The sequence below is a fragment of the Oscillatoria sp. FACHB-1406 genome (genome assembly GCF_014698145.1).
Taxonomy (GTDB): Bacteria; Cyanobacteriota; Cyanobacteriia; order Cyanobacteriales; family Spirulinaceae; genus FACHB-1406.
This window is the reverse complement of record NZ_JACJSM010000029.1, coordinates 1-24,532: the sequence shown is the minus strand read 5'-3', so window position 1 is coordinate 24,532 and position 24,532 is coordinate 1. Positions and strand designations below refer to the sequence as shown.

At 47.2% G+C, this 24,532-nt stretch carries 27 protein-coding genes, 1 tRNA gene and 1 other RNA gene; 7 read left to right on the top strand and 22 right to left on the bottom strand.

What is annotated here, in order from left to right; all coding sequences use genetic code 11:
• Positions 1-86 precede the first annotated feature (86 nt).
• Both H6G50_RS21295 and H6G50_RS21290 read right to left on the bottom strand, forming a co-directional pair.
• Complete coding sequence (locus H6G50_RS21295) at positions 87-1,097, bottom strand: glycosyltransferase family 2 protein (RefSeq protein WP_190721086.1); 1,011 nt, start codon at positions 1,095-1,097, stop codon at positions 87-89.
• A gap of 22 nt (positions 1,098-1,119) precedes the next feature.
• A complete protein-coding gene (locus H6G50_RS21290) occupies positions 1,120-2,058 on the bottom strand; it encodes a lysylphosphatidylglycerol synthase domain-containing protein (RefSeq protein ID WP_190721083.1) in 939 nt (312 codons plus the stop codon).
• Positions 2,059-2,134: 76 nt separating this feature from the next.
• Here H6G50_RS21290 and cofH point away from each other — a divergent pair, with 76 nt between their 5' ends.
• A complete protein-coding gene (gene cofH / locus H6G50_RS21285) occupies positions 2,135-3,304 on the top strand; it encodes a 7,8-didemethyl-8-hydroxy-5-deazariboflavin synthase subunit CofH (RefSeq protein WP_190721079.1) in 1,170 nt (389 codons plus the stop codon).
• Between the two features lie 11 nt (positions 3,305-3,315).
• Here the strand turns inward: cofH and queF are convergent, their stop codons facing one another.
• The 4 genes from queF to ffs form a co-directional block, all read right to left on the bottom strand.
• Positions 3,316-3,717, bottom strand: a complete 402-nt coding sequence (queF, locus tag H6G50_RS21280) for a preQ(1) synthase (protein ID WP_190721076.1) — start codon at positions 3,715-3,717, stop codon at positions 3,316-3,318.
• Between the two features lie 92 nt (positions 3,718-3,809).
• Positions 3,810-4,199, bottom strand: coding sequence for a hypothetical protein (locus H6G50_RS21275; RefSeq protein ID WP_190721074.1), 390 nt, complete (start codon positions 4,197-4,199; stop codon positions 3,810-3,812).
• A 96-nt stretch (positions 4,200-4,295) separates the two neighbouring features.
• Positions 4,296-4,673: a hypothetical protein gene (locus tag H6G50_RS21270; RefSeq protein ID WP_190721071.1), complete on the bottom strand. Its 378-nt coding sequence runs from the start codon at positions 4,671-4,673 to the stop codon at positions 4,296-4,298.
• Positions 4,674-4,753: 80 nt separating this feature from the next.
• An RNA gene (gene ffs, locus H6G50_RS21265) (signal recognition particle sRNA small type) lies at positions 4,754-4,850 on the bottom strand.
• Positions 4,851-5,050: 200 nt separating this feature from the next.
• Here ffs and H6G50_RS21260 point away from each other — a divergent pair.
• Positions 5,051-7,813: a PAS domain S-box protein gene (locus tag H6G50_RS21260; RefSeq protein ID WP_190721068.1), complete on the top strand. Its 2,763-nt coding sequence runs from the start codon at positions 5,051-5,053 to the stop codon at positions 7,811-7,813.
• Positions 7,814-7,864: 51 nt separating this feature from the next.
• Here the strand turns inward: H6G50_RS21260 and H6G50_RS21255 are convergent, their stop codons facing one another.
• A complete protein-coding gene (locus H6G50_RS21255) occupies positions 7,865-8,377 on the bottom strand; it encodes a hypothetical protein (protein WP_206756589.1) in 513 nt (170 codons plus the stop codon).
• Between the two features lie 70 nt (positions 8,378-8,447).
• Positions 8,448-9,113 (bottom strand): lipoyl(octanoyl) transferase LipB, encoded by a 666-nt coding sequence (gene lipB, locus H6G50_RS21250; protein ID WP_190721063.1) that lies wholly within the window; start codon positions 9,111-9,113, stop codon positions 8,448-8,450.
• Between the two features lie 91 nt (positions 9,114-9,204).
• On the opposite strand from lipB, the gene H6G50_RS21245 reads away from it, so the two are divergent.
• Complete coding sequence (locus H6G50_RS21245; RefSeq protein ID WP_190721059.1) at positions 9,205-10,101, top strand: metallophosphoesterase; 897 nt, start codon at positions 9,205-9,207, stop codon at positions 10,099-10,101.
• Between the two features lie 71 nt (positions 10,102-10,172).
• Here H6G50_RS21245 and H6G50_RS21240 read toward each other — a convergent pair whose 3' ends face one another.
• Complete coding sequence (locus H6G50_RS21240) at positions 10,173-10,586, bottom strand: DUF309 domain-containing protein (protein WP_190721057.1); 414 nt, start codon at positions 10,584-10,586, stop codon at positions 10,173-10,175.
• Between the two features lie 176 nt (positions 10,587-10,762).
• Positions 10,763-11,131, bottom strand: a complete 369-nt coding sequence (locus H6G50_RS21235) for a ferredoxin-thioredoxin reductase catalytic domain-containing protein (protein WP_190721055.1) — start codon at positions 11,129-11,131, stop codon at positions 10,763-10,765.
• 131 nt (positions 11,132-11,262) lie between these two features.
• Between H6G50_RS21235 and H6G50_RS21230 the strand changes: the two genes are divergently transcribed.
• Positions 11,263-11,925 carry a ComF family protein gene (locus tag H6G50_RS21230; protein ID WP_190721052.1) on the top strand — a complete coding sequence of 221 codons (663 nt, stop codon included), beginning with the start codon at positions 11,263-11,265 and terminating at the stop codon, positions 11,923-11,925.
• Between the two features lie 142 nt (positions 11,926-12,067).
• Here the strand turns inward: H6G50_RS21230 and H6G50_RS21225 are convergent.
• The 5 genes from H6G50_RS21225 to H6G50_RS21205 form a co-directional block, all read right to left on the bottom strand.
• Positions 12,068-12,138: transfer RNA gene (locus tag H6G50_RS21225), tRNA-Gly, on the bottom strand.
• Between the two features lie 58 nt (positions 12,139-12,196).
• The gene (locus H6G50_RS21220) at positions 12,197-13,333 is read right to left on the bottom strand and encodes a hypothetical protein (RefSeq protein ID WP_190721049.1); all 1,137 of its coding nucleotides are present in this window, start codon (positions 13,331-13,333) and stop codon (positions 12,197-12,199) included.
• Between the two features lie 72 nt (positions 13,334-13,405).
• The gene (locus tag H6G50_RS21215) at positions 13,406-14,647 is read right to left on the bottom strand and encodes an SPFH domain-containing protein (RefSeq protein ID WP_190721046.1); all 1,242 of its coding nucleotides are present in this window, start codon (positions 14,645-14,647) and stop codon (positions 13,406-13,408) included.
• A gap of 115 nt (positions 14,648-14,762) precedes the next feature.
• Entirely contained in the window at positions 14,763-16,208 is a 1,446-nt protein-coding gene (locus H6G50_RS21210) for an SPFH domain-containing protein (protein ID WP_190721043.1), read from the bottom strand.
• Between the two features lie 8 nt (positions 16,209-16,216).
• Positions 16,217-16,810, bottom strand: coding sequence for an NfeD family protein (locus H6G50_RS21205; protein WP_190721040.1), 594 nt, complete (start codon positions 16,808-16,810; stop codon positions 16,217-16,219).
• 350 nt (positions 16,811-17,160) lie between these two features.
• Between H6G50_RS21205 and H6G50_RS21200 the strand changes: the two genes are divergently transcribed.
• Positions 17,161-17,403: a hypothetical protein gene (locus tag H6G50_RS21200; protein WP_190721037.1), complete on the top strand. Its 243-nt coding sequence runs from the start codon at positions 17,161-17,163 to the stop codon at positions 17,401-17,403.
• Positions 17,404-17,763: 360 nt separating this feature from the next.
• On the opposite strand, the gene H6G50_RS21195 is transcribed toward H6G50_RS21200, so the two are convergent.
• The 4 genes from H6G50_RS21195 to H6G50_RS21180 form a co-directional block, all read right to left on the bottom strand.
• Entirely contained in the window at positions 17,764-18,348 is a 585-nt protein-coding gene (locus H6G50_RS21195) for a thioredoxin family protein (RefSeq protein ID WP_190721034.1), read from the bottom strand.
• Positions 18,349-18,381: 33 nt separating this feature from the next.
• Complete coding sequence (locus H6G50_RS21190) at positions 18,382-19,320, bottom strand: ABC transporter permease (protein ID WP_190721031.1); 939 nt, start codon at positions 19,318-19,320, stop codon at positions 18,382-18,384.
• A gap of 283 nt (positions 19,321-19,603) precedes the next feature.
• Positions 19,604-20,653 carry a caspase family protein gene (locus H6G50_RS21185; protein ID WP_190721027.1) on the bottom strand — a complete coding sequence of 350 codons (1,050 nt, stop codon included), beginning with the start codon at positions 20,651-20,653 and terminating at the stop codon, positions 19,604-19,606.
• 46 nt (positions 20,654-20,699) lie between these two features.
• A complete protein-coding gene (locus tag H6G50_RS21180) occupies positions 20,700-21,290 on the bottom strand; it encodes a DUF4340 domain-containing protein (protein ID WP_190721025.1) in 591 nt (196 codons plus the stop codon).
• Between the two features lie 180 nt (positions 21,291-21,470).
• On the opposite strand from H6G50_RS21180, the gene H6G50_RS21175 reads away from it, so the two are divergent.
• Positions 21,471-22,007 carry a DUF4330 domain-containing protein gene (locus tag H6G50_RS21175; protein WP_190721023.1) on the top strand — a complete coding sequence of 179 codons (537 nt, stop codon included), beginning with the start codon at positions 21,471-21,473 and terminating at the stop codon, positions 22,005-22,007.
• A gap of 175 nt (positions 22,008-22,182) precedes the next feature.
• Here the strand turns inward: H6G50_RS21175 and H6G50_RS21170 are convergent, their stop codons facing one another.
• Positions 22,183-22,350, bottom strand: a complete 168-nt coding sequence (locus tag H6G50_RS21170; protein WP_190721021.1) for a hypothetical protein — start codon at positions 22,348-22,350, stop codon at positions 22,183-22,185.
• A 66-nt stretch (positions 22,351-22,416) separates the two neighbouring features.
• Between H6G50_RS21170 and H6G50_RS21165 the strand changes: the two genes are divergently transcribed.
• Positions 22,417-23,010 (top strand): peptidoglycan-binding domain-containing protein, encoded by a 594-nt coding sequence (locus H6G50_RS21165; protein ID WP_190721019.1) that lies wholly within the window; start codon positions 22,417-22,419, stop codon positions 23,008-23,010.
• Between the two features lie 162 nt (positions 23,011-23,172).
• Here the strand turns inward: H6G50_RS21165 and H6G50_RS21160 are convergent, their stop codons facing one another.
• Both H6G50_RS21160 and H6G50_RS21155 read right to left on the bottom strand, forming a co-directional pair.
• The gene (locus tag H6G50_RS21160; RefSeq protein WP_190721003.1) at positions 23,173-23,874 is read right to left on the bottom strand and encodes a DUF433 domain-containing protein; all 702 of its coding nucleotides are present in this window, start codon (positions 23,872-23,874) and stop codon (positions 23,173-23,175) included.
• Between the two features lie 159 nt (positions 23,875-24,033).
• Positions 24,034-24,294, bottom strand: a complete 261-nt coding sequence (locus tag H6G50_RS21155; protein WP_347239978.1) for a DUF760 domain-containing protein — start codon at positions 24,292-24,294, stop codon at positions 24,034-24,036.
• Between the last annotated feature and the right edge of the window lie 238 nt (positions 24,295-24,532).

Here is a 24,532-nt window from a genome sequence, read left to right as displayed (position 1 = left end):
AAAATTATGAGACGTTCATTGCCAAATTAATTTTTCACCATTCACCATTCACCATTTATCATTCATCATTTATCATTCAGCATTCATCATTTCTCTTTATGTTCGATCGCTTCCCGAACGCGATAAATCGGTCTGCCTTGGGACTCGTGGTAGGTTCGCATCAGCAGTTCTCCGAGCAAACCGATACTAAATAACTGAACCCCGGTTAATAGAAGAACGACCGATAGGATTAATAGGGGGCGATCGCCGATATTTTCTCCAAAGGCTAACTTAACAAAGGTGAGATAGAACCCTAAAAATAGTCCCGCTAAAATCGCTAGAATACCGAGGAAGCCAAAGACGTGCATCGGGCGCGTGAGGAACTTTTTCATAAAAAAGACGGTTAAGAGGTCGAGAACGACGCGAAACGTGCGTCCTAGACCATATTTACTTTTTCCATACTGACGCGCATGATGGCGCACGGGCAGTTCGGTAATTCTCGCACCTTCAATAAACGCTAAAGCGGGTAGGAAGCGGTGCAATTCTCCGTAGAGGTGCATATCGGCAACTAATTCCGAGCGGTAGGCTTTGAGGGAACAGCCGTAATCGTGAATCTTTACACCGGTAATCTTACCGATTAGCCAGTTGGCAATTTTTGAGGGCAGCAAGCGCGTGAGAGCGGCATCTTGGCGTTTTTTGCGCCATCCGCTGACGAGATCGTACCCTTCATCGAGTTTGGCCAGTAACATCGGAATATCGGCAGGATCGTTCTGTAAGTCGCCGTCTAGAGTGATAATGATGCGCCCTCGCGCATGGTTGAATCCGGCGGACATCGCGGGGGTTTGTCCGTAGTTGCGACGCAGGAAGATGGCTCGTAAATGAGGTGTTATAGCGACTTTTTCGCGCAGCAGTTCGACGGAACCATCGGTAGAACCGTCATCGACGCAGATCAGTTCGTAGCTTAGATTCGTATCTTTTAGACTATCTGCGATCGCGTCAATCAAGCGCGGAATGCTCTCGACTTCGTTATAAATCGGAACGACAACAGAAATATCTGGACCGAGGAGAGGCAAATTGAGGGAAATTTCGGGGGAGTGCGAAGATAAAGAGTTACTCATAGATTTAAACGAACCAAATCATCTAAGGAAACGTTTTGAAGGTGGGCTTGTAAAGCCAAGCAAGTCCGGCTCCTACCGCTTCAGCAAAGGTACTAATGAGACGGTATAGGGCAACCACGCTAATGATAATTCCTGGAGAGAAGTTTGTCTTCAAGAGCGCGATCGCGGTAGCCTCAAATACCCCAATTCCACCGGGTACGCCGGGAATAACTAAACCCAGCAACCACGCCAAGCAGAACGCGCTTACCAAGGCTGGAATTTCCTGCGATTGTAGGGGGCGCAAAGCGGACATTGCCACTAAAAACCCACCGCAGCGAAAAGCGATAAAACCAAGTTCCCCCAAGAAAGGGAGAATCGGATAGCGTTTTAACCATCTTTGCGAGTAAAGAGAAGTTTCAATCTCTTGTTTTTTTTTCGCTTTAAGGCGTGCCAGGTAATTCAATACGGGATTGAAAATTCGCGGATGAAATCCGACCAAAATTGATAAGAAAATAATGAATTGCAGCCCGATGTTGGCTTGTGGAAGGCTGAAGAGAGCGACGCATAACGCAGCGGCAGCCATCAATAACGGCTCCATCAGAACGCTGAGTAGGGCAATACTGCTTGGAATCCCTGCACTGCGAGCGGCTTTCATCCTGCCGTAAAAATGCCAAACATTACCGGGGAGATATTTCGCAATATTGGTTATTAAATAAACGCGAATACTCCAAAGTATTCCGACGGATTGCTTAAACTCTTTTAAGATCCAGCCCCAAACCCAACCCGACCAAAGATGAGCGACTAAGGTTATTCCAAATGCGATCGCGAGGCGCACCCATCCCGAACTCACAAGACGCAGGTTAACAACTTCTTGCCAGTTATTTCTAATCGTACTCGCTAAAAAAAATAACGTCGCCCCGACAATAGCCCATCGCAGATAGGGCTTTAGGGATACAACCGTGCGCTTCAGGATTTTTTTCACTTACAATAGAAAAACTTACCTCTCCTGCCCATTTTAACTAATCAGTTTTAAATTACTATATTGTTACTCGATTTTTATGAAACACTTGCCGATTAGCGTCATATTAGATCGCGCTCTAGCTTGCGAGGAGTTATCGCCCGCCGAGGGAATTCTCCTCCTTCAGCAAACCGAACCGGATTGTATTGAGGCAATTCAAAATGCGGCAGATCGTTTGCGCCAACAGCAAAGCGGCGATCGCGTTAGTTACGTTATCAATCGCAACATAAATTTTACAAATATTTGCGAACAACATTGCAACTTTTGTGCATTTCGGCGGGATGCTAGCGATCGCGCCGCCTACTGGCTAAACTGGGGACAAATTCTCGAAAAAACTGCCGATGCGGTGCGACGCGGGGCTACGGAAATTTGTATGCAGGGAGGATTGAACCCACAAGCGAAAATTGACGGCAAAGCTTTACCTTATTATTTAAAGCTGGTTGAAACCATTAAAAACGAATTTTACTTCCTCCATCTCCACGCTTTTTCGCCTCAAGAAATTCAGTTTATCGCGCGAGAAGATGGCTTGAGTTATGAAACGGTAATTGCAGCTTTACAAGAGGCGGGAGTCGGTTCGATGCCGGGAACTGCGGCTGAAGTTTTAGACGATCGCGTGCGGCAAATTATCTGTCCGGAAAAGATCGATAGTGAAACTTGGTTGGAGATTGTCGAAACGGCTCATCGTTTGGGAATGCCGACAACCAGTACAATGTTATCGGGGCATATTGAAACGCCAGAACAACAAATTCATCATCTCGAAAAGCTAAGAACACTGCAACAGAAAGCCATCAAAAATGACTATCCCGCTCGAATAACAGAGTTTATTATTTTACCCTTTGTCGGTCAAGAAGCGCCCGCGCCGCTGCGGAAAAGAGTGGGACGCGATCAACCGATTTTAAGCGATGTTTTACACTTAACAGCGGTGGCGCGACTCTACTTAGGAAATTGGATTTCTAATCATCAACCGAGTTGGGTAAAATTGGGCTTACAAGGGGCGACGGAAGCTTTGCGATGGGGCTGTAACGATCTGGGCGGAACGTTGATGGAAGAACATATTACGACGATGGCGGGTGCGATGGGCGGGACTTGTCTGGAACCGGAACAATTGCGATCGGCAATTGCTTCGATTCAGCGTCCGTCTTGGGAACGCAATACGCTTTATCAACCTGTTAATCGCAGCGAAATCGAACGAGTCGAACTTTGTTTTTGAAGTTTTAATTCTTACTTTTTATGAGAAACTTCAATAACGGTATGAACGTTGCCGCGCGGGTTAAAATCGCCTTTAATGGTGACTTCTAAGGGATTGCAGGCTGCTACGAAATCATCAAGGATTAGGTTAACGGCTTCTTCGTGGGAGATGTAGCGATCGCGGAAACTGTTGATATAAAGTTTAATCGCTTTCAACTCAACCACCGACTCATCCGGGCAGTAGTGAATCTCAATCGTCGCAAAGTCCGGATAACCGGAGAAGGGGCATTTGCAAGTAAATTCCGGTACGGTAACGCGAATGTCGTATTTGCGCCCGACGCGAGGGTTAGGGAAGGTAATTAACTGTCCTTCCTCAATCAATCGTTCCCCGTACTTTAGCGGTTCGTTCATTGTTGATGGCGCAACTCGATCCATAACACTCTAAAAAACTTTGTTTGTCTAAAAAATTGTTGCTTTAAAAGCAGTTAACTGGATGAATTTGTCGAAAAGGGCGATCGCAATTTTACTTAAGATTCAATCCCTTCCCAATCCGGACATTGAGAACTTTCCCAACCGTAAGGGTGCATTCCGCACACCAGCAAATTTCCGCCGTGGATATAGCCGTGATAGTGCTGACAACCGATACAAGCGGCATTCTGTTCTAGGGTGGGTTCGACTTTACGACCGAGGGGAGACTCAAAATCGTCAGCGATCGCATCCCATTCGCCATAAACTACAATAATCGGCTCGAAAAAGTCTTCTAATTCATCCAAAAATTGGTCAACGTTGTCGCTAATCGACTGGTAAGCCCGAGCTACGGTAACTTCCATTTCATCGCCTATCTCTTGAAAAAATTGCTCGACCTCTACGGTCATGGTTTCCAGCCAATCCAATACGCCTTTCGACCAATCATCCATTATCTGCAAATTTCAATGACTCCATCTTTCCTTAAATTAACCGATCTGACTGGGCATCGACCCGGACATAACGGAATATTAAGGGCGAGTCTGGGCTTAATCGCGCTGGAGGCGACGCAATTCGTCTTGGAGTGCTTGAACTTGGGCGCGCAAATTATCGGCACTTCCCGAATTGGAGGTGGCTGAGGACGAGGCGGATTCCTCATCATCGAGAATTTCAATGCGCCGAGGTTCTTGCGAATTGTTGGGTTGGGGCGATTCAACCGCTTGCTGTTGGGCTTGTTTGACTAATTCGTCTACAAACTTACTGGCTTCATCGGCGGTCATTTCGCCGCGCTTGACCATTTCATCTGCCAGTTTTTCGGCTTGCGATCGCAACTCCTGAAATTTTGTCGTTGCTTTTTCTCCCGCGTAGGAAGCCAAACCGACTCCCATAAAGAAGGCTTTTTGCACGAAATTGCCAATGCCTGCCATAATGCTCGACTCCTATCGCTCTTTAAATTGAATGGACTCCTTCTTCTAGGATAAAGTCTGCGCCAAAAACTGCCCATTAAAAAGACCCGGAGTTTGCGCCTATCTCAAGCATCCCGTATTGCTGCTACCTTCCGGTTCTGACAAGGTTTGGGCGTTGCGATCGCGCAAGTCCGGATCGATTCTTAGTTTAACATGAAATTTCACCCAGCGGCATTCGAGGGCAGAAAAGCCAGAAAATGGAGCGCCTTGCCCGGAAATTAAGAGAGCGAGATAAAATTCTCCCCCTTGAGAGAAAATAATTACAATCTCTGTTTGGGGACAATAGTTAAGTAAGCAATGTCGCCCTGTGTGTTAGCGAACTTCTTCACCAAAAAGTCATGAACGAGCGAAATGCGGATTTTGACGCGAGCGAGTCTCATTTGACCGGCAGGCTATTGCCGGAGTTACCGTTTGAAGACTTACCCGTCACCATCGCCCTCTTTGACGAAAATTTGTGCTGTTTGAGGGCGAGCGATCGTTGGTTGGAAGAATTCGGACTCAAACCTCACGAGGCGATTGGCAAATCCTACGACGAAACCTTCAACGCGCCATTCTCCTTTCGAGCAGAGATCGAAAATGATTGCGCGCGCGGGGAACGATATCGCAGCCCTCGGCAATCCTTACAACTGCCGAACGGAACGCAAATTTGGGTTCGCTGGTCGATCGCTCCTTGGTGTCTCGCTTCCGGAGAAATGCGCGGCTTCATTTTTACAGCAGAGATCGCTCGCAAAACACTGTTGGATGAAATTTTTGAAATGTCGCCCGCGATGATGGTTTTAGTTGGATTTGACGGTCGATTTCAAGCGGTTAACTCGCCGTTGGAAACGGTTTTGGGATATACATCCTCCGAACTTCTCGGTCAGCGTTTTCTCAATTTCGTGCATTCGGACGATCTCGAAACTACCTTAGCTCTCTTCAATCGCGCGATCGCTGGTCAAAAATCCCCCGAACTGGAAAATCGCTATCGCTGCAAAGATGGTTCCTTTAAATGGCTATCTTGGACGACAATTCCCCTGCTCGATCGCCAGCAAATTTACGGGATCGCTCGAGATATTACCCCCGCCAAACAGGCAGAAGATGCCCTGAGAGTGCAACAAGAACTCCTGCAAGCGACGCTCGATACAACACCGCATTGGCTGTGCATTAAGGACTGGAACGGTCGCTATTTGATGGCAAACCGCGCGATCGCGCGCGCCTTCAACACAACCCCCGAAAACCTGACGGGTAAATCGATGAGCGACGTTCACGCTAGCGCCCGAGAAGCTGAAATGTTCCTCCGCCAAGATCGCGAGGTAATCGCCTCCCTCAAGGAACAATTTATTCCCGAAGAATGGGTTACAACCAAAGCGGGCAAGCGAATTTGCTTGCAAACGGTCAAAAGACCCTTATTTTTGACCAATAGCTCCGTGCCTCACGTTCTCGTTTCGGCTATTGATATTTCTAAGCGCAAGCAAATTGAGGAAGAGTTACAAAAATTGGCGGCTTTAGTGGCAAATAGTTCCGACGCGATCGGCATTATTAGTTTGGATGGAGAGCCGATTTTTCTCAATCCCGCCAGTTTGCGATTAATCGGTCTAAAAACGCTGGAAGTTGCTCAGAGCAAGCATTTTTTGGATTTTTTCCCCGAAGCAGATCGCCTCTTTCTTCAGGAGCAAATTTTTCCGAAAGTGTTTGAGAAGGGGTATTGGCAAGGGGAATTTCACTTTCAAAATTTACAAACTGGCAATATTGTTCCGATTGACTTTAACTTATTTGTCATTAAAGACACTCAGACGAGCGAACCGCTTGCGCTAGCAACGATTGCTCGCAATATTAGCGATCGCTATCAAGCCGTAAAAGAGCAGGCAAAATTATTATCGATTATTGACTCCACGACTGATTTCATCGGCATTGCCGACGATCGAGGAACTCTAACTTACATTAACAAAGCCGGACGTAAAATGAGCGGATTAGCGCAGGAAGAAGAGTTTTCCGAGCGCAATCTTCTGGAAGTCATCTATCCCTCAGAAACCGCTCTCGCTCCCGAAGAGTGGTTCGCAAAATTGACTCGCGAGGGTATTTGGGAAGGGGAAGGGTTATTGCGGCAGCAAGACGGTCGGGAGATTCCGATTTCTTTAGTTGCGATCGCGGTAAAATCCGAAACTGGAGAAGTCGAATTTTTAGCCAACATCGCTCGGGATATTAGCGATCGCAAGCGCGTCGAAGCCCGTCTGACCGAGCAAGCGAGCAACTTAGAGCAGACTTTAAAACAATTACGTCGCACGCAAATGCAACTGATCCAAACTGAAAAAATGTCGAGTCTGGGGCAATTAGTTGCGGGAGTTGCGCATGAAATTAATAATCCCGTCAATTTTATTTACGGGAATCTCAGTCATGCGGATAATTACGTTAAAGATTTATTGAATTTAGTCGATCTCTATCAACGGGAATTTCCTAACAGCAGTCATATAATTCAAAATAAAATAGAACGGATTGACCTTGAATTTCTGATGTACGATTTGCCTAATGTCCTTTCATCTATGAAAGTCGGGGCAGAACGCATCCGAACTATTGTCACCTCTTTACGAAATTTTTCTCGTATGGATGAAGCTGAGAAAAAAGTGGTGGATATTCATGAAGGAATTGAAAGCACTCTCCTGCTTCTCCAAAACCGTTTGAAAACAATGGGCAGCTACTCCGATATCCGAGTCTATCGCGAATACGGATATTTGCCGCGCGTCGAGTGCTACGCCAGCCACCTCAATCAGGCGTTTATGAATATTGTCACCAACGCGATTGATGCGATCGAAGAACGGAACGAACGGCTGAGTTTAGAAGAGCGTCAAAAATCTCCTGGAGAAATTCGCATTCGCACATCACAATCGCAGGACGCAATCGTAGAAATTCGGATTGCCGATAACGGTTTAGGAATTCCCGAAAGCATTCAATCTCGATTATTCGATCCCTTTTTTACAACTAAAAGAGTAGGGAAAGGAACGGGTTTAGGACTCGCTATCAGTTACCAAATTATCACCGAACAGCATCGCGGTCAACTAGAATTTGTTTCTACACCCGGCGAAGGAACGGAATTTATAATCGCTATTCCAATCCGACAAAGTTAAGAGAGCTAAAATTACTTTTCTAGCGTTACGATATTGAGTTAATCCTTATTTTTACTCTCGATAGGTGAAAGTATATTCAATTTGTTCTGCACTCCCCTCTAAGGCTTCTAGCTTGACGCGCAGCCGCGACCATGAATCGGCTTTAGAAAGTCCTTGGAGATTAGCTGGAGAACCTGGAGAAGCAGTAGCAGTAATAATCTGTCCGTCGGGAGTGCGCAGAGACGTTCTAACCGAACCTTTACCGACAATAACTTGCATCTCGATATTGACTGGAGGATAATTTGAAGGAAGTTCTCGAGCGAGATGAGTATTTAAAGGGGGTTTTCGAGCGATATTAATAAACATCGAACCTGAAAGTTTACCAATTTTGCCACTCCCCTTGTTTTGAGTGATGCTGTATTGTGAATCAATCATGGTTCCAGAACTCTTCTCCCAGCTATCTATGGAGTTAGAATTTCTTGACTCTTGTCCGTCGGAAGAACTCGCTTCAATATTGCAACCCCCGATCGCGCTTAAACTTATTATACAAATTGTTACAGCGAGGATTCGACTTCTTTTGAACATAATTTTTACTCCCAATAGTTGACGGTATACTCGATTGGTTCAGCATTCCATCGGAAATACTTGCCTTATTTCACCCATTTTCCGCGAGAACGAGTTCGATTTGGAAGACTTCAGCGAAGGAACGGGCGAGATCGCGGCGGACGCTTTTTAACTCAATATTGGGAAGAAATTGCGCTAAACTGCCGACGGGTTTATCGACAATTCCGCAGGGGACGATGCAAGAAAATCCGCTTAAATCCGGGCAAACATTGAGGGCAAATCCGTGCAAGGTAATCCAACGTTTGACTTTAATGCCGATCGCTGCCACTTTATACCCTTCCACCCAAACGCCCGTCAATCCTTCCACCCGTTCGCCTCGTAACCCATAACCCGCCAGCGTTCGCAAAATAACTTCCTCGAGTTGCCGCAAATACCAGTGCAAATCTTTTTGGTAGTAATGCAAGTTGAGGATGGGATAGCCGACAATTTGCCCGGGACAATGATACGTCACTTCGCCGCCGCGATCGATACGATGCACTTCAAAGTCGCTTTGGGCGGGATCGAATTTAAGAAATTCTAAACTTGCGCCCGTCCCCAACGTATAAACGGGCGGATGTTCGACTAATACTAAGACATCTTCAAGCGCGGGCGCTTCTAAGCGCGCTTCGACAAGCGATCGCTGATACGCCCAAGCTTCCAAATAGGGGACTAATCCTCGATTTTCCCACCGACAGCAGCGCCGCGAACAGTCTGTCATCTTTCCTATTCCCTAAATCGATAGGCTATGCTTGTAACGCACGGTTCTCCACTCCTGATTCTCTATTCTCCAATAACCATTCACTCTCTTCATGCGTCCAATTCTCAGAGAAGATTTAAAAGTAGAACGATTCAAAATCGCGATCGCCGATTTGCCTCCAGCCCTAACCGGCTTAAAATTAGTACAACTCTCTGATTTCCATTATGACGGCGAGAGTCTCTCCGATAAACTACTCGCCCGCGTTATTGAAGCGGCGAATCGAGAAAATCCCGATTTAATCCTGCTGACGGGCGACTATATCACCGACAAGACCACCCCCCTCCGTTCCCTGGTTCGCGCGCTCAAAAAACTAAAAAGTCGCTCCGGGGTTTATGCTTGTTTGGGCAATCACGATGTTTATAAACCTCAATCAAAGCAGAAAGTTACCGCAGCGCTAACCGAGATCGGGATTAAAGTCCTGTGTAATGAGATTGCTTATCCCTTTGATGAAGCATTCGCGATCGTCGGACTCGCTGATTTTTGGTCGGGGAAATTTCGTCCTAGCACTGTCTTCAACCAACTCGATCCCGCCGTTCCCCGCATCGTCCTCTCACACAATCCCGACACTGCCGAAATTTTACAGCGTTGGCGCGTCGATCTGCAACTCTCCGGTCACACCCACGGCGGACAAATTGGCATTCCTGGGTTAGGATTATTACCGCAATTAGTTGTTCCTTGGGGTCGTCGCAATTTACCTCTGGCGGTAAGGAAAAAAATTCCGCTGTTTGAAAAATGTTCGCGCGTCGTGCAGCATTGGGAATGGGGACAAGGGTTGCATCGCGTTGGCAATCTGCAACTTTATGTGAATCGCGGTTTGGGGTGTTATTTTCCAGGACGATTTTATTGTCCGCCGGAAGTCAGCGCGATTGAGTTAGTTCCGTTGAATAACGATGCAGTCAGTGCTAATAATGTGGGTTCGATAAAAACATCGATTTCTGAAATGAAATGAAATTTGCCGGGAGTTTTTGAATTGAGAACAGAAACGCGATCGATTTGGGGGAAGAAACTCCCGATCGCTTTTTAGGGAAGCGAAATTGGAACGAATTGAATCTGCGGCCAGCGATCGCGTAAATTCTCGCTCGCCGGGGCTTGGAGTTTCGCTAAAATGGTGGAAACGCGATCGGGTTCGATGTGCTGTAGCGTTTCTAGCAGCGTTAAACTTTCATCTAAAAGGCTGGCAACATCAATATTTTCATAAGTTGGCTGATAGTCCCGAATGCGTCGCGTTCCCTCGCCTAATAAAATGACTGCACCGCGCCAGTTTAAATTGGTGAGGTGGTAGCAACCGACTGCGATTTGCAAGATGCCTTGATAAAACTGTTTGTCGGACTGTTCTGCTTCTATCCACAACGCTTCTAAAGTATCGTGACAGGCATAAAAATCTTGGCGGTTAAATTGTTTGATGCCTTGCTGAAATTCAGTTAAATTATCCACGAATTCGGCGTTCAGAGCGTAAAGAGAACATCGATAAAAATCTTTATTACTTCATTGAATGGAACTTTAGCTTATCGATCGAGATTGAGTTTTAAGTGACATTTTTAGTTTTGAATTACCAGGACGCTCGCACTCCTAAAAGTCTTGCGGAAGAGAACGCCCCGATACAGACAAAATTAACCTTTCATGCTTTCGCGAACTTTGAGGATTTCTTCAATCTCAATTTCTTGTTGTTCGCCGGCAAATTCGTTATCGGGGGTGATGAACAACATACAGTGACAGTCTTTGCGCTCGCGCATGGGAACGCAAGGACAGTTCCAATAAGTATTTTTAACTTCTGCTTCTTTATCTTCGTAGTGACGGCAGGGGCATAAGGGCGAACCGAGTTCTTCTTTGTGTTTGGCTAAACCTTCGATAACAACGGCGGTGACAGACGGATCGATGCAAAAGTAAGTATCGGTTCGTTTTGCATATTGCTCGGCAAAGTGTCTCATTGCCTCGAGGTTTTTAAGGTTTTCTGTATTATTGTTTTCGGTGGATGACATAATTGAGATTTATGTTAGATAACAAACTAATTTTTTAGTTATTGTAGCTTAGAGCGTCAATCCTCAATACCGGCTCGTATTTACGCAGTGTTTTACATTTTTGTCAAGCAATCTTAGGAAAAATTAAAAGAATGCTGAAGGGGTTGCTATCTTTGCTGGTTAAGCCGAACTGTCCGCTGTGCGATCGCGCGGCGGAGTCATCGCTGTGTCCTTGGTGCGCCAAGCAGTTACAGAAAATGCAGAGATCGCACCCAGAACGAGATTGGCAAGGCGAGTTACCCTGGTTTGCATGGGGGAATTACGGCGGAGTTTTGAAACGCGCGATCGCAACCCTCAAATACGAAAATCATCCCGAACTGGCGCAACTGCTCGGATTTTCCCTCGGTAAAGCATGGCTGGAGTCGCCCTTTGCCACTCCCCTCAAAGGTGCGATCGTCGTTCCCATTCCCCTACACCCGCGCAAACTCAAACAACGCGGATTCAATCAAGCCGAATTAATCGGGCGCAACTTTTGTCAGTATACCCGCTTGCCGTTGCAGCCTTTGGGGTTGGAACGCTGCAAAGATACCGAAGCAATGTTCGGCCTAAAAGCGAGCGATCGCGCCGCCAATGTCTCGGAAGCCTTCATTGTCGGAAAACCCTTCCAAAAGCGGAAACCGAACGCACCCGTGCTGCTTGTAGACGATATTTACACCACAGGCGCAACCGCCCTTTCCGCCGCCCAAACGTTGCGACAACAGGGGATCGAAGTAGCGGGAATGGTCGTTGTCGCAAGAACCATCGCTCAACCCTAACAGGCTAATCGGTTATTAGATAGAGCGAAAATATCTGAAACCCCAGAAAAAAGTAGGGTGGGCAGCGCCCACCAGCCAAGACTTTCAGCTTTTAGAAACGTACATTCCAAACTGGGTAGTGCTATACCAATAATACTTAAGAAGCGGGCAGCGAGAATCGAACTCGCATCAATAGCTTGGAAGGCTATGGTTTTACCACTAAACTATGCCCGCAGTATTTCACAGTTTTATTATTTTAGCACATCGCAACCGAAAATGTCCAATAAAATTTTTAATTCACTAACGGCGCAAGACTGAGTTGGATGAGGTATTCCTGAGCTACGGCGCGATCGCCCATATAAGTCGGTCGAAACTTCCAGCTTTCCACAAGCTGTTTGCCGAGTTGTTGCGCTTGTGCTTGGCTCAAACTGCCGGATACAACCTTTGTTCCGTAGACGGTTGCTTTGCCGTTTGCTTCGATAACCGCCGTCACTTCCAGCACCGAGCGTCCTTCCAAACGAACGCCAAAAGGAAGTTTAGATAGCTGTTGGCTGCTTTGGAGAGGCGCGGCGAGGCTATCCGGAACGTCGGAATTCGGGCGGGTAAGGCGGGGTGTCCCGAGGGAGGCGCTAGCGCCTTGGCTTTGCGGCGTTTCCGTGGCGGGAGGCGAACTCGAACCCGAAGTAGAATCGTTGTTCGGAGCGGGGGAACCGGAATTGCTTTGTCCTGAATTCCAACGTCGGGGAGAAGAGGAGGTATTAGGCGAGTCATTCCAGATCGAGTCAGAACCGGAGGCAGAACCGCCGTATCTGCGAACTGTACTGTTAGTAGGACTGGAATCGCCGCGCGCGGAAGGGGCGGAGTCGTTAATGAGGGGTGAAGAATTGCTTGCACTGCTACGAGATTGGCGGTTAGCGCGAATTTGCTCTGCCGTTCTCCGCTCGGAAGGGTTTCCGGTAGAGTCCGCGATCGCGCTTTCTGGTGCATTGTTCGCTCCCGTGCGCGCGTCGGAGCGAAACCAGCGCCAAGTCGGTTTCTTTTCAACAGGGGCGGGTATTGCTGCGGTTTGAGGCTGGGTTTTGGCGGGGGCGTTCGGCGTTGTACGGCGTTGCTCTTGAGTTTGGGGGGAAGATTGCGGTACGGGAGCGGGCGCAGTTTCAACGCGGGCGAGGGATTGAGGGGAAACTTGGGGCGTTGGCTGGACGGTGACGGCTTCAACGCGAATGATGTCTTGGGATTTAGCATTGGCTTTGCCTTCGACAAGCAACACGCGGACGACAGCCCATCCCAACGCGAGGTGCGCGATCGCGGAAATAGCGATCGCGGCAATCCACAACCCGCGCGGATCTCGATGCGATTCCGCTAACAGGCGGGGCGATTTAGCCGGGACAGTTGTTTTAGCAACAGAGTCAGCAATGGAGAAAGTCATAAGTCCTACTTGGCAGATGCGTTACTATTTCCCTTCAGCCGCTCGCTCCAGCCTTCCGGATAAAAATCATTATTACCGATCTGGCTTATCGCCCGAAAGATGGCGCACTAATTTCGGTACGTCCATCCCCGTCGTCTGGCGCAATTGTTCCAGGAAAGAAGCCAAATTAACGGCGGTATTTCCGGTGGTTGTATCGATTACGGTAACATTTTGGACTTCCACTTCCGGCACGGATTCAGCCAGAATCTTCATCAAAACATCCAGTTTTTGGAACAAGAAAATGTCGCGTGCATTTGTTCCCGCTGCTTGCCAAGATTCCGCTAAGCTCTTAATCCCTTCGGCTTGAGCCTTGCCATCTTCAATGATACGCGAAGCTTCTCCCTTTGCCTGCGCGATCGCGCGCTTGCATTCCGCCTCCGCAGGCGCAACCACATCCGCTTGCAATTGCTGCTGGACTTGCTTGATTCGTTCGTTTTGCACGGCGACATCTGCCTGCGTTCGCACCACTTCGGCGGCAATTTCTGCTTCTGCTTCCGTTACCATTGCCACCCGCTTTGTCAGCGCATCTTGAATCCGCCGTTCCGCTTCAGCCTTAGAAATTTCGATATCGCGTTCGATGCGCCGCAATGCCGTGATTTTTTGATTTTCTGCGGTTTGAATCGCCGATTCCGCCTTTGCTTGTGCTTCAGCAATGCGCGCATCTCGAATCAAATCCGCTTGTTGCTTGCGCCCCAAAGAATCTAAATATCCCACCTCATCGGAAATATTTTTGATCTGTAAGTTGTCAAGAATTAATCCCAATTTTTCTAGATCGTCTTCTGCTTCTTCGAGCAAACTATGAGCAAAAGCAATTTTATCTTCATTGACTTGTTCTGGGGTTAAGCTCGCTAAAACACCGCGTAAATTTCCTTCTAAGGTTTCCTTTGCAAATTGCTCGATTTCTTGGCGAGTTTTTCCGAGCAAACGTTCGATCGCGTTGTGAATCGTCGGCTCTTCGCCAGCGATCTTAATATTCGCTACGCCTTCCACCGTTAGCGGAATACCGCCTTTTGAATAAGCATTCGCTACTTTTAATTCGATGATGATATTGGTCAAATCCATGCGGAAGGCTTGTTCTAGGAGCGGTACGCGAATGCTGCTGCCGCCTTTGACTAACCGATAGCCAACTTTGCGATCGTCGGAAGTCCGCGTTGGCGAACCTGCAAAAATCAAAACTTCGCTGGGCTGACAAATATAATAAAGGTTGCGAATCACAAATAATGTTGCGCCCGAACCAAGACCGATAAGACTGAGAAGTGCTACAAGAATTTCCATGATTTAATAAAGAGTGAGTAATAAATAGTGAATACTGAATAGTAAATGCTTCATTTCATACCCCCCTATAGACATTCACGCATTCAAAATTCACGCGGTCTGCTCGTCCCCCCTGTCACTCCATCGTCCCATCTCCTTCGACTCTCGTGCTGTGGCTCGTAGAAATGAGTTTTGAGGGGATCGTTGTCGTGCTAGAGTTTGAATGGGTTGCACCCAAAGTTCCAGCAACTTTAATGCCCAAAGTTTGGTCAACTTGAGCAAGAAACTGACGCACGATTTCGGGGTAAGCTTTCATTAAACTCGCGATCGATTTGCCGTCGCCCGTGTCAATAACATTCACATTTTCGAGTTTAAGACGTTCGGGAACGCGAGCAGCTTGACGCAGAACATTTTCTATTTGTTGAATCAAGAATAATTCGGATGCGTCGGCTCCAATCTCTTGCCAAACTTCCGAAAGCATGGTATTCGCGATCGCAGCGGCGCGGGCATTTTCCGCCAGCGTAGAAGCTGTCCCTCTAGCTTGCAACTCCTGCGCTTGTCGTCGCGCATCGGCAGGCAAAACCGTATCGGCTTCTAAACGCAAGCGTTCGAGTTCGGCGCGCACGGTTTGCAACAATTGTTCGGCGCGGGCGCGCGCTTCTTTGGCGGCGGCGGTAGTTCGTTCTTCTTCGGAACGCGCCTGCTGTTCCAGTTCGGCTTTAATTTTACGCAGCAGGTTTTGTTTTTGTTGAATCGCTGTCTGTGCTTGAGTCTTCGCAACTTCAGACTGACGCTGGCAGTCGGCTTCGATGCGTTCGGCTTCCCCAAGGGCTTCCGCCTCAGCAATTTCAGCATCGCGTACAATCGCGGCGATTTGTTTGCGACCGATGGAACTGAGATAATCGACATCATCGGAAACGCTCTGAATTTTGAGCGTGTCGAGTTGCAGTCCCAGTTTGGCGAGATCGCGTTCGACATCTTTGGCAATTTGTTCGGCGAAGCGCAAGCGATCTTCGTTGAGTTCTTCGGGAGTGAGGGTGGCGACAACGCCGCGCAGGTTGCCTTCTAGGGTTTCTTGGGCGACGCGAGTTAGTTCGGAACGCCCGCGATCGAGAAAGCGTTCGATCGCGTTACCCACAACATGAGGATTGCTCGATATTTTAACATTAGCAATCGCTTGAATATTCAGCGGTGTTCCCCCTTTAGAATAAGCATTACGCACTTCAACTGGAACCGGCATAATCGTTAAATCCATCCGTTTAATGGTTTCAACAATGGGAATGCGAATCGCTCGTCCGCCAAAAATAACGCGATAACCGACTTCTTTTCCTTCGTCTGTTTTCCGCTTGCGTCCCGATAAAATTAAGACTTCGTTGGGCTTACAAATACAGAGAAAACTTTTAATAAACCAAACGAGAACGATAACTCCAATGAGGGCTAAGCCCAAGGAACCGAGCGAGAAGAGTTGCGCTTTCAGCACTTGCGGCTGGGCTTTTGCTGGAGAGTTGGGGCTAACCGGAACGCTGGCGACTAAAGCGGTATTTTCTGAGGTTGTCGGGATAGTGACTTTGGAATAATTCATAATTTTTTTTAGGGATTACTCTCTAATATTTCTGGTTCTACGACCCAAACTTTATGGTTTTCGCTGCCGACAATGTAGACCTTTTCGCCGCGCTCGAAGTTGCGATCGCTTTCCGTTAAGGCGATTAAATCAAGATTCGAGCCTTTAACGCTAACTCGGATTTTCCCCTTGCGATCGCGAGCGACAGGAATTTCGACAACGCCTGGAAGTCCGATTAAGTCGTTCGGGCGAATTAAACTGTTAGCTTGGTGACGGCGTAAATGTTGCAATACTAAGGCAACGAACGTGCCTAAAAAGATGCCCATAATGGCAGAAATTGCCGCGATCGCAACGGGCGATAAATTTGAGGGAATGCGCGATAGAACTATCCCTGTTAGCCCAAAGAAACAGACTCCAAACGTCCAAAACTTCAGACTGAAGAAAGGCAGCCAAAAGGGTTTTCGGGGGCGCGGGCGATCGAAAAGAGATTCCTCTGTGGGGGAGTGGGGCGGAAAGTCTAAATCGGTGTCAAAGTCAAAGTCAAAATCCGGCCCGTCGATACCGCCAACGGCAGCGAGGAGGACAAAGGCACCGCCAATAAGCGCACAGAGAGTATAGAGCATTGACGCGATCGAAAAACTCGGCTGAAGGATACCTTCACTAAGATGAGGGAATTTTTCGGAAAAGGGCCGATTATTTAGCTCGATTTAAGCTGGAATTTGCGTTTTATGAAGTTTTGTCGCTCTTTGCAAAGAAACCCTTTTTTGAGGACTGGCGCTAGAGAGCGCATTCTCAGTAGCCCCTAAAGTTTTGTAACAAGTCGAAGAAATCTGCGTAAAAATAACCAGTTTTTGTGGAGCAGAACATAGGGGCGAGCGCTATCCAAGGATCGTAGTATCCGGAAAAATCGGCTTAGAACGCGATCGACCGCAAAACCACTTCCACAAATCATCATCGGTGCTTCAATCTTCCTATGAGACAGCTTCAAACCCTCTCGCCAGAAATTCGAGAAACAGCCCAAGAATTGCAACTTCTGCTCGAACGCCAAAAATGCTTAGAAGAGCGCGATAAAGTTGCCGCTTTGTACCTATTAAAGCTAGGTAGAATCAACAATTTTCACGATTTAGCCAAAACTATCGGACAAGATATCGAGACGCTAGAATCGTGGTTTCGCGTTTACAGCACGCAGGGTTTGTGCGCTTTGCTGCGCTATTAAGGGAGGATAATTTTGGCAAATCCTACAACGAGTTTAGGGATTGGGGAAATTTTGATTCTCATCTCAATAATGGTCATCCTCTAATCATGTTTGGCTTGTCAAGCAGAACATGGGCTGCACAGTTTCCTGGAGGACATCGAAGATTCTTATACTTTTAATCCCGATCTTCCTGATGCTATAGCAGTTCTCTAGATAGTAGCAAGGTGAGCAAGGCAATTCGATCGGTTTCTCAAAAACACTCTCACTGCCTTGGTCATCCTGCATCTCTAACGCGCTTCAAAACATCAAGTAGTAGGGTGGGCAAGGTCATTCAATTAATCTCTCAACAATCTCGATCGCGACCTTGCCCGCCCTACAAATCTAAGATTTGAAATAATCCGGCTCGTTGCCCGGTTTCCATTTAATATTGCAGCCGATGCTCGGTTTTTGCTCGGTAATGGGGGGAAGATTGTTGAGGGCGCGGTCAATTGCATCTCGCAAATCTTTACCCGTAACGGGAATTTGATTTCCCGGACGACTGTCATCTAACTGCCCGCGATACACCAGTTGATGTTGGCTGTCGAATAAGAAAAAGTCCGGCGTACAAGCGGCAGTATAAGCTTTTGCAACGGCTTGCGTTTCGTCGTAGCAAAACGGAAAGTTAAAGCCTAATGTTTCTGCCATTTCTTTTAACTTTTCTGGTGCATCTTCGGGATGGGTGGCTGCATCGTTGGCGCTAATGGCGACAATTCCTAAGCCGCTGTCTGCATAATCTTTTCCTAAGCTTGACAATTGTTCTTGAATGTGTTTTACAAAGGGGCAATGGCGACAGATAAATGCGATTAATAAGGCTTTTTTGCCGAGGAAGCGATCGCGAGAAATCATTTCGCCCGATACGGCATCCGGTAGCTGAAAATCCGGTGCAGGCGTAGCCAGGGATAACATTGTAGAAGGAGTCAGTACCATTGTTGCGATCGCGTCGTGAAGTTCTATCTGAGTTTACGCTGAAGTGGTGGCATTTTTATCGCCGTATTTAAGCAGGAGCGCGATCGCAATACTAACAGCAAAAATCAAAATCGCACTCGCCGCCGAACCAAATCCCCAATTCCGCGACGCACCCAAAAACTGATTGTAAATCAAACGAGAAACCGTCATACTAGACGCGCCGCCGAGGAGTTCCGGATCGACAAAATCGCCTAAGCCCGTGATAAAAACTAAAAGCGAACCGGCTGCAATTCCAGGAAAAGTTTGGGGAATTGTAACTTTCCAGAAGGTTTCCCAAGGATTCGCCCCTAAATCCGCCGATGCTTCCAACAGTTGGCGATCGAGTTTTTCTAAAGACGCATAGAGAATCAGTACCATGTAAGGCAAATAACTGTAAGCCATACCGATAAAAACGGCAGGCGATCGGTTCAATAAATCCAGTGCGGGCAAACCGATAAACGTTAAGGCTGTATTGAGAACGCCCGTCGGTCGTAGGATGGTAATCCAAGCATAAGAGCGCAGTAGCGAAGAAGTCCAAAGGGGAAGAATAAACCCCAGCAATAGGAGATTGCGCCAGCGCTTACCGACCACGATTGCAATCCAATAAGCGACGGGAAAACCGAGCAAAAGGCATAGAATTGTTGCGCCGGTTGCGAAAAAGAGCGATCGCGTCAACACCCGCAAATTAATCGGATCGAAGACTTGAAAATAGTTCTCTAAACCGCTGGGATTAACAACATCTCCCGGACGAATTCCGGGAACTAAACTTAATTCTAGAATCACCAACGTTGGCAATACTAATAATAGAAGCAGCCACAATCCCGGCGGACCGAGCAACACGGCAATTCCAAACCACTGCTGCGGTTGTCCGGAATTGGGGGGGATAAGTTCTTCGGTTGGGGAAGGAACTATCGGTTGGGTTTCTCGGGTTTCTAGGACGTTGTTATCGGACATTACCGTAAGAGCGATGGGGAAATAGCGAATTGAACGTTATACCAATTAAAAATTAAAAATTAAAAAACCTAGATATATTCGGGGTTTCAGCCTCAAGATGTGTCGTCCGAACTTGGAGAATTGGTATTACTTGACGCATAACAAATAACTAAGTAGGTTGAAGAAAATAACCTTAACTTAAAGAGGGCGGGTTTTGACTCCTGAATTCACCTCATAGTAAGGGTTTTAGCTCAACCCGCCCCTACGAATCCGATCGCACTTTTTTACACCCTCCTACTTACAATTACTCGCGCTCGCGCACGTATTCCGAACCGAGCCATTCATCATAATCGTCGGAAAGATCGTCGTAAGTAACCCAATGTAAACCGTACCATGCTTTCTTTACTGTAGCCGGTTTCCATTCATCTTCTGAAAGTGCTTCGATTTCATCGCCAACCTCGAACATTTCCGGTTCGTAAGCTCGGATGCGATCGCGATCGACTTCTTCTTCTTCTGACCCATCATCAATATAATAAACCCATAAGCTCCCTTCCCCATCTCTGTAAACTTTCGCTTTATACCAATCGCCTTCCCATTCCACTTCCATCCGTCGCAGACTCTCAAACTCTGCTTCTTCTTCCACCCGCGCTAAAACCATCTGGGAATCGAAATCGCCCGTCGTCACAAACATCGATTTCTGTTCCTCAATAAAAGCCATTTCTAGCTCGGCGTAGCGAGAAAAATCATACAGAGAAATCTCCCCATCGTTATCCAAATCGACTTCCGGATTTCCCGTTAAACCTTTAAATAAACTTTCGCTAAAAGTCCAATCTCCTGTCGAAGAGTTGTGAGTATAAGCCGAACTCACGCAAGCATAAGAAATCTCTGAATCGGTTCTATCTTTCGCTTCAATAATCAATCCCCCCGAATGGCAGCAGTCTGCCATTAATAAAGCATAGCTGCCATTAAAGGTTTCTTCAATTTTGTCAAAAATCGAGGAAACTGTCCAATGAGTATCGACATCATCCGCTTGCGCGTCGTAGTTATAAAAATAATGTTCTTCTTCTTCTCCATCCCAACCGCCATGACCGGAGAAATAGAAAATCAATAAGTCATCTTCACTGCTATTTTCTAACAGTTCATTGAAAGAATTTTCGATGTTTTCTAAGGTCGCTTCACTATCTTTCAAAAAAACAACTTGCTCTTCCGGTACGCCCGCTTCGAGAAAGAAATTAACAATTTGCTCGTCATATCGATTGGGAACGGCATCGGGGAAAGGCTCTAAAAAGTCAGAGTCTTCCCATTCCAGAATTCCCACCGCAAAAATCCGAGTCGATTCAGGTTGCCAGTCCATAAAGTAGGTCGTAGAGAGTAAATCACTATCAGCAACGATATTAACCTTATTTTGATGTGTCTTTCCACTCTTGTAAGTCGCGCTCGACAGCGTATTTAAAATCGACTGGAACTAGCGCTACGGCTAACTCTGGGACTGCACCAGCGGGCGGATCGATGAGGGCGTAAAGATACTTCTCGTCGAAGCTCGGTTTACCGAGAATTAGCTTATGGGGTTGTACTTGTTCCTTTAAGAAAATAGTGACTGTAGCAAGCGGTTTATCGAGTCCGTATTGAGCCAGATCTTTTTGAGCAATGGTAAAGGCGCGCTCTTGCTCGGAACCTCGCAGGGGCGCGCGTTTGCCTCGGGCGAGGAGGTTGAGTAAGAAAGAGACGGCGGGCTCGCTAGCAGGTACATCTTCGGGACGCTTCATTTGCCAAGGGCGATCGGGGTTGCTAGTACGCTCGAACTGGAGAATTTGGCGATCGCGCTCGATGGTGAAGCGCTCGATGTTATCCTCATTGAGGACAAAAACCCGCTGCGTTTCTTCTTTCTGTACCGCTCGCTGCTTGACCCCTTCAACCTCATTGAAGTAAACGAAACCGCCGAGAACAAGAGCCGTGGCTAATAATATCCAAGTTGCGCGCTTTAATTTCATTCTGGAACTTTCCCGTATCCAAATCGCGGTAACAATCAAAAATCGTGCTACCTTAAAACCTTAATACGCACCGCTAACTCAAGCACAATTATCGCCTTTTTGGGGCTTTACCGTGCGGGTCTTTCCTGCTGTATGCAGTAAGGAGCGTCCATTCCTCTCAAGACTGAATTTTAAAGCGCTATGACCATTTTGGATTCTAAAGGACGGCTATTTGGCAAACTTTCTCTACTCGATTTAGGTGCAGCGCTCATCATGCTCGCCGTCATTTTTGGCATTTTTGTCTATCCCGGCGCTTCGGGATCGGTAGCGCAAATTAATTCGGCAACCAAACCCGTAGAGATGGATCTCGTCATTCGCGGGTTGAGCGTGCGCGATCCCGAAGTGTTTATGCGCCAACTCAGTACGGTGAAAAAGACTGGAGTTATCATTCGCAACGAACCGCACGGCGAAGTAGGAATTAAAAAGATCGAACCTCTGAAGCGATTAGTGGTTGTTCCTCAACCGGATGGTTCGGTGAAAGCATTGCCGGATCCCCGACCGTTAGAAGAATCTTACAGCGCTGATTTTATCCTCACTCTAGCCGATGATGCGCAAGTGGTTGACGGCGAGGTGGTGCTTGGCGGACAGAAGGTGAAAATTGGTACGGTTCTCGAGTTGGACAGTCCTATTTACAATTTTCGCGGTAGCGTCATTGAAGTTCGAGTGCTGAATAATTGACGATGGATCAATGGCAAAAGCATTGATATTTCGTAGGGTGGGCGCTGCCCACCCGCCTTAAGTCAGTGCCATTCGACAATGGATAATGGACAACGTTGAGGCAGTCAAAAGGTCAACATAATTCGTAATCGATAAATCGCGATCGCGCTTTGCCGAGATCGCGATTTTGTTTTTTTCAGGAACTTTCGCGATCGCGCTTGTAGCTTTCCTCAGACTTTAAGCCAAAAATAGCGGTACTCTCACGGAAAGCGAACGAAGAACTGCAAACATTCGCCAATTTTAAGAATAATTGATTAATGAGGGCGTACTGACAACTGACAATTGCAGTGTTATCGTAGAGCATAATTCCGCAAAAAAGTCTAGTTTCGTCTAAATTCACTGAAAACTCACACTACAACCTAGAAAAAACATGGAAGCTCTTGCATATACCCAGGCTTGCGAATCTTACGAACAAGATATGGGCATCGAATACGATCTCCCCGAATTCGATCTCGACTTAAAAGCACTTCCCTCATCAGCCGGATTAGGAACCGCCGCGATCGCGTTAGCCGCAGCAGCCCTCACTACAGCATCCCCTGCCAGCGCCGCTCGCGTCAATACCCCCAACGGCGGCTGTCTCCACGCTCGAACAGGTCCCGGCTCCGAGTATACCTCAGTTAAATGCGTGCGCGACGGTGCCGAACTACTTCCCGTCGTTGCGCGCCAAGGCTCCTGGGTCAAACTTTCCAGCGGGCGTTGGGTGTATGGCCCTTATACGACGGCTGGGGGCAGCAGTTCGGGAGGCAGCGGAACAGTTGTCCTCACTCCCGGCTCGCGCGGCTCGAAAGTCAGTTCGGTACAGAAAAAATTATTTCAATTGGGCTACAATATCGGACCGACAGGCGTAGATGGGACTTATGGTTTTGTAACGACTCAAGCTGTCAAATCCTTCCAATCTAAAAACGGCTTACGGATTGATGGAATTGCCGGCCCGCGAACGCTTCAAGCGATGGGTTTAGGTTAAGCTGCACGTTAACTTTATTGTGTCGGAGCGAAGGGAAACTTTCGCTCCGATGCTTTTAAGAACTTGGAGCGATCTCAACACGAGTTTTAAGCCTTGCAACGAAAGTAAGATGCTTTCCCAAACAGCGATCGATAAAAAAGACCGTCTCTCTGTTCTCCTAGGTCATACAGCGATCGGACGAGTTTCACAACGGATTGCCTCCTGAATTTGCTCTAGCTCGCATCCATAGTCGTATACGAGTTGCTCTGGGGAATCGCCAGCATGAAACCGTTCGGTAATAATATCGGTTGGAATACCCGTTCCTGCAATTGTCATTCGACCAAAAGCAACGCGAGGATCGATAACCACGAGGCGAGGATTGTTTTCTTCTTGATTTCGAGTGAAAGGATAAAGTTTTATCGCTAAACCGCGATCGTCGGGTTCAATCCGTTCGAGGTGGTTATTAAGTTGGTTTTTTAAGCTTAATTGTCCTCCAATCGAAGCATTAATCTGCGAGCCATAATAATCGATAAAGAGGTCAACGCCATCCGTCGAAAATTTCCATTCGGCGAGGGGATGAAGAAGTTTTAACTCGTTGCCTATATAGTCTAAAGCGCTCCTCACTTTAGCTAAATTAATTTGGTGGTCTTGCCTAATCGCTCGCAAAACATGAATTTCAATTAAATTAATAAAAGTTAAGCGCAGGGGCTTTTTGCCCTGAGTTTCGATTAAGGGACGAAATGTTTTATGGCCATAGGCGACCGGATATTGCCTACCTGCTGTCCACGCTCGAATCGTTGAGTCCGGAATCTTGAGATAGCGGGCAGCCTCTCCAACCGAGTAGATAGGTATATTTCTTGGATCTTGACCGCCGTAGATATCCATAAATCTTCACCGATTTTTCTGACCAGCCTCATCCCAATTCTAAGTTGCAATGGCTTGAACCAGTTAGGGGTAGATAGCACAATGCGTAGGAACAATTGCAGATAAGGTTCCTACGCGCGTCTAATTAAAATTGTGCGTTAGCCGTAAGAGAATCTCGGCTTACTGAAAGGACTTTTCGAGTTCCATCCGCTGTTGAGCGTTATTGAGAAAGTAGCCGCTCATCATTGCTGAGGCGAGCAATCGACCTAAGTTTTCCCGACTGGTGGAGATCGTCACCTCAAAGTGTTCTGAGGGTAAGCCGCCCAGCATACTAATAATATTGCGTTCCATGACGTGCAACGCTTCTGGATTGGGTTTAGAGAGTTGCGCGATCGCCTCGGCAGAAAGAGACTGAATATAACTTTCCAACGCATTATCCATTTCTGAGGCGTTATCTAAAAAGCGATTGAGGCGATTGGGTAAGTTTTGCATAACACGAACTTAGCTCTCAAATTTAAAACTTTTGTTTCTACTGCTTCTCATGTTAGCGAGTTTTCACTCGATTCCCCACTACGTTAAACCCACATTCCGCACGACAAATAGTAGCCCTCTGTGCGACATAGCTCGGCCTCGGTTTCTCACGCTCTGATACCGAGGTTTTTCGCCCTTTTTAGAATCC

What these genes read in the sequence shown, in the direction of transcription:
- H6G50_RS21245 (WP_190721059.1), top strand. Translation starts at nt 9,205, where the DNA reads ATGCGTCCAATTCTCAGAGAAGATTTAAAAGTAGAACGATTCAAAATC.
- lipB (WP_190721063.1), bottom strand. Translation starts at nt 9,113, where the DNA reads ATGACAGACTGTTCGCGGCGCTGCTGTCGGTGGGAAAATCGAGGATTA.
- H6G50_RS21220 (WP_190721049.1), bottom strand. Translation starts at nt 13,333, where the DNA reads ATGACTTTCTCCATTGCTGACTCTGTTGCTAAAACAACTGTCCCGGCT.
- H6G50_RS21205 (WP_190721040.1), bottom strand. Translation starts at nt 16,810, where the DNA reads ATGCTCTATACTCTCTGTGCGCTTATTGGCGGTGCCTTTGTCCTCCTC.
- H6G50_RS21175 (WP_190721023.1), top strand. Translation starts at nt 21,471, where the DNA reads ATGACCATTTTGGATTCTAAAGGACGGCTATTTGGCAAACTTTCTCTA.
- H6G50_RS21155 (WP_347239978.1), bottom strand. Translation starts at nt 24,294, where the DNA reads ATGGATAATGCGTTGGAAAGTTATATTCAGTCTCTTTCTGCCGAGGCG.
- H6G50_RS21260 (WP_190721068.1), top strand. Translation starts at nt 5,051, where the DNA reads ATGAACGAGCGAAATGCGGATTTTGACGCGAGCGAGTCTCATTTGACC.
- H6G50_RS21190 (WP_190721031.1), bottom strand. Translation starts at nt 19,320, where the DNA reads ATGTCCGATAACAACGTCCTAGAAACCCGAGAAACCCAACCGATAGTT.
- H6G50_RS21160 (WP_190721003.1), bottom strand. Translation starts at nt 23,874, where the DNA reads ATGGATATCTACGGCGGTCAAGATCCAAGAAATATACCTATCTACTCG.
- H6G50_RS21230 (WP_190721052.1), top strand. Translation starts at nt 11,263, where the DNA reads ATGCTGAAGGGGTTGCTATCTTTGCTGGTTAAGCCGAACTGTCCGCTG.
- H6G50_RS21195 (WP_190721034.1), bottom strand. Translation starts at nt 18,348, where the DNA reads ATGGTACTGACTCCTTCTACAATGTTATCCCTGGCTACGCCTGCACCG.
- H6G50_RS21185 (WP_190721027.1), bottom strand. Translation starts at nt 20,653, where the DNA reads ATGGACTGGCAACCTGAATCGACTCGGATTTTTGCGGTGGGAATTCTG.
- cofH (WP_190721079.1), top strand. Translation starts at nt 2,135, where the DNA reads ATGAAACACTTGCCGATTAGCGTCATATTAGATCGCGCTCTAGCTTGC.
- H6G50_RS21215 (WP_190721046.1), bottom strand. Translation starts at nt 14,647, where the DNA reads ATGGAAATTCTTGTAGCACTTCTCAGTCTTATCGGTCTTGGTTCGGGC.
- H6G50_RS21200 (WP_190721037.1), top strand. Translation starts at nt 17,161, where the DNA reads ATGAGACAGCTTCAAACCCTCTCGCCAGAAATTCGAGAAACAGCCCAA.
- H6G50_RS21255 (WP_206756589.1), bottom strand. Translation starts at nt 8,377, where the DNA reads ATGTTCAAAAGAAGTCGAATCCTCGCTGTAACAATTTGTATAATAAGT.
- H6G50_RS21170 (WP_190721021.1), bottom strand. Translation starts at nt 22,350, where the DNA reads ATGCTCTACGATAACACTGCAATTGTCAGTTGTCAGTACGCCCTCATT.
- H6G50_RS21295 (WP_190721086.1), bottom strand. Translation starts at nt 1,097, where the DNA reads ATGAGTAACTCTTTATCTTCGCACTCCCCCGAAATTTCCCTCAATTTG.
- H6G50_RS21270 (WP_190721071.1), bottom strand. Translation starts at nt 4,673, where the DNA reads ATGGCAGGCATTGGCAATTTCGTGCAAAAAGCCTTCTTTATGGGAGTC.
- queF (WP_190721076.1), bottom strand. Translation starts at nt 3,717, where the DNA reads ATGGATCGAGTTGCGCCATCAACAATGAACGAACCGCTAAAGTACGGG.
- H6G50_RS21210 (WP_190721043.1), bottom strand. Translation starts at nt 16,208, where the DNA reads ATGAATTATTCCAAAGTCACTATCCCGACAACCTCAGAAAATACCGCT.
- H6G50_RS21235 (WP_190721055.1), bottom strand. Translation starts at nt 11,131, where the DNA reads ATGTCATCCACCGAAAACAATAATACAGAAAACCTTAAAAACCTCGAG.
- H6G50_RS21165 (WP_190721019.1), top strand. Translation starts at nt 22,417, where the DNA reads ATGGAAGCTCTTGCATATACCCAGGCTTGCGAATCTTACGAACAAGAT.
- H6G50_RS21275 (WP_190721074.1), bottom strand. Translation starts at nt 4,199, where the DNA reads ATGGATGATTGGTCGAAAGGCGTATTGGATTGGCTGGAAACCATGACC.
- H6G50_RS21180 (WP_190721025.1), bottom strand. Translation starts at nt 21,290, where the DNA reads ATGAAATTAAAGCGCGCAACTTGGATATTATTAGCCACGGCTCTTGTT.